This is a genomic window from Kitasatospora sp. NPDC093558, from assembly GCF_040683475.1.
GTDB lineage: Bacteria > Actinomycetota > Actinomycetes > Streptomycetales > Streptomycetaceae > Kitasatospora.
Genome location: NZ_JBFBDY010000805.1, coordinates 1 through 2,548, shown reverse-complemented (window position 1 = coordinate 2,548; position 2,548 = coordinate 1). Strand labels below are relative to the sequence as shown.

Genomic DNA, 2,548 nt, shown 5'->3' with positions numbered 1-2,548 from the left:
CCCGGACTGCGCGTGCGCTACCGGCCGCGGGAGCGCGCCGGGCGGACCGCCGGTGTCGTCGTGGTCGTCCTCGACGACCCCGGACCGGCCCGCGACCAGCGGCCCGAGCTCGAACGGGCCCGCGCCCGGCTCGCCCTCCTCGACGCCGCCGCCGAGCGCATCGGCACCACCCTCGACGTCGACACCACGTGCGCCGAGCTCGCCGCCTTCGCCGTCCCCCGGCTCGCCGAGTTCGTCACCGTCGACGTCCTGCCGCCCGAGGCCACCGCCGACCGGGCCGGCCGCGGCCCGACCGTGCGCCTGCACCGCGCCGCCGCCGAGTCCGTCCCCCGGCTGCACGCCGCGCTCGCCGAGCTGGCCCGCCCCGGCGAGTCCGTCCGCCACCACGAGGGCTCCCCCGGCGCCCGCAGCCTCGCCGCCGGCGTCGCCGTGCTCACCGACGGCGCGGACTCCGGCGCCGGCCTCGCCTCCGTGCTCGTGCTGCCGCTGGCCACCCGCGGCCGCGTCGTCGGCCTGCTCACCCTCGGCCGCACCGACGCCGTGCCCGCGTTCACCCCCGACGAGGCCGAGCTGCTCGGCGACCTCGCCGGCCGCGCCGCCACCGGCATCGACAACGCCCGCCGCTACACCCGCTCCCAGGGCATCGCGCTCGAACTCCAGCGGGCCCTGCTCAGCGAGCCCGGCAACCCGCACCAGAACCTCGACCTCGCCTCCCGCTACCTGCCCTCCGGCACGACCTCGGTGGTCGGCGGCGACTGGTACGAGACCGTCCGGCTGCCCTTCGGCCGGACGCTGCTGGTGATGGGCGACGTCATGGGCCACGGCGTGGAGGCGGCGGTGGACATGAGCCAGTACCGCTCCACGCTGCGCGACGTGGCCGGGATGGACCTGCCGCCGCACCGCATCCTGCGCCAGCTCGACACCGTCATCTCCGCCAACGACACGGCCCGCCCCGCGACCTGCCTGCTGGTCCTCGCCGACCCCGGCCGCAGCCGCTGGACGCTCTCCAGCGCGGGCCACCTGCCGCCCGCCCTCATCACCCCGGGCCGCCCCACCGAGCTCCTGCGCGTCCCCACCGGCCCGCCGCTCGGCACCGGCCTCGGCGGCTACGAGCAGACCACCCACCCGCTCAGCCCGGGCCAGACCCTCCTCCTCTACACGGACGGCCTGGTCGAGCGCCGCGACGAGGACATCGACGTCTCGCTCGCGCGGCTCGCCGACCTGCGCCTGCCCGCCACGGGCGAGCTGGACGACCTCCTCGACGCCCTCCTCCACTCGATCGCGCCGGAGGCGGCCGAGGACGACATCGCCCTCCTGGCCGCCCGGCCCCGGGCCCGCTGAGATACCCCGGCGCTACGCCTTCGCGAGCGCCTGCTCCAGGTCCGCCCACAGATCCTCGGGGTGCTCGATGCCGACCGCCACCCGGACCGTCCCCGGACCGATCCCCGCCGCCGCCAACTCGGCGTCGGACAGCTGCCGGTGGGACGTACTGGCCGGGTGCAGCACCAGCGTGTGCACGCCGCCGAGCGACGGCGCCAGCGAGGCGAGCCGGACGGACTCCGTGAACGCGCGCGCCGCCTCCCGCCCGCCCGCGAGGTCGAAGGCGAGGACGCCCCCGTACCCCTCGGGCAGCAGGCGCAGCGCCAGCTCGTGGTCGGGGTGCGTCGGCAGGCCCGGGTAGTGGACGGCGGTCACCGCCGGATGCGCGGCGAGGCGGCCGGCCAGGTCGAGGGCGGTGTCGCAGTGGCGGCGGACGCGAAGCGCGAGGGTCTGCAGGCCACGCAGGGTGAGCCAGGCGGCGAACGGGTCCGCGGTGGCTCCGAGTTCGAGCGCGTGGTGCCAGACCTTCTGGTGCAGCTCCGGGGTGGCGAAGACGGCGAGGCCGGCCAGGACGTCCGAGTGCCCGCCGAGGTACTTGGTGGCCGAGTGGATCACGATGTCCGCGCCGTGCTCGATCGGCCGGCACAGCAGCGGCGTCGCGAAGGTGTTGTCGACGACGGTCACCACGCCCGCCGCCTTGGCCGCGGCGATCAGGGCGGGCAGGTCGGTGACCCGCGTCGTCGGGTTGGAGACCGTCTCCAGGTGCAGCAGGCGGGTGTTGGGCCGCAGGGCCGCCGTCACCTCGGCCGGGTCGTCGCCCCCGACGTGGGTGACCTCGACGCCCCAGCGCTCGACGAGGTCGGCCAGCGTCGCGAACGTCCCGCCGTAGAGGCTGCGTTGGGCGATCACGTGGTCGCCGGAGCGGAGCAGTGCGAGCAGCACGGTGTTGATGGCGCCCATCCCGGAGGAGGTCGCGAGCGCGCCGGTGCCGCCCTCCAGATCGGCGACGGCCTGCTCCAGCGAACGGACCGTCGGGTTGCCGTTGCGGTTGTAGACGAATCCGCCGTCGGGGCCGGCGAAGGCCGCCGCGAGGGCGTCGCTGGAGTCGAAGGCGAACACGTGGCTCTGGTGCAGCGGCACGCCCATCGGGCGGCTGCCGTTCACCTCCACGACGGGCGGGTGGACGATCCGGCTCTCGGGGTGCAGCGTGCGGTCGAAGTCGTTCATG

The 2,548-nt window shown here is 76.1% G+C and carries 2 protein-coding genes; one reads left to right on the top strand and one right to left on the bottom strand.

The annotated features are described in order from the left end of the window. On the top strand, window positions 1-1,341 hold a 1,341-nt coding region (locus tag AB0O00_RS35435), incomplete at its 5' end, for a GAF domain-containing SpoIIE family protein phosphatase (RefSeq protein WP_363658818.1). Window positions 1,342-1,353: 12 nt separating this feature from the next. Here the strand turns inward: AB0O00_RS35435 and AB0O00_RS35430 are convergent. After that, a complete protein-coding gene (locus tag AB0O00_RS35430; RefSeq protein ID WP_363658817.1) occupies window positions 1,354-2,547 on the bottom strand; it encodes an aminotransferase class I/II-fold pyridoxal phosphate-dependent enzyme in 1,194 nt (397 codons plus the stop codon). Window position 2,548: the final 1 nt, after the last annotated feature.

Bases quoted from the DNA above. Each gene is read 5' to 3' on its own strand.
- AB0O00_RS35430 (WP_363658817.1), bottom strand. From the start codon at position 2,547: ATGAACGACTTCGACCGCACGCTGCACCCCGAGAGCCGGATCGTCCAC.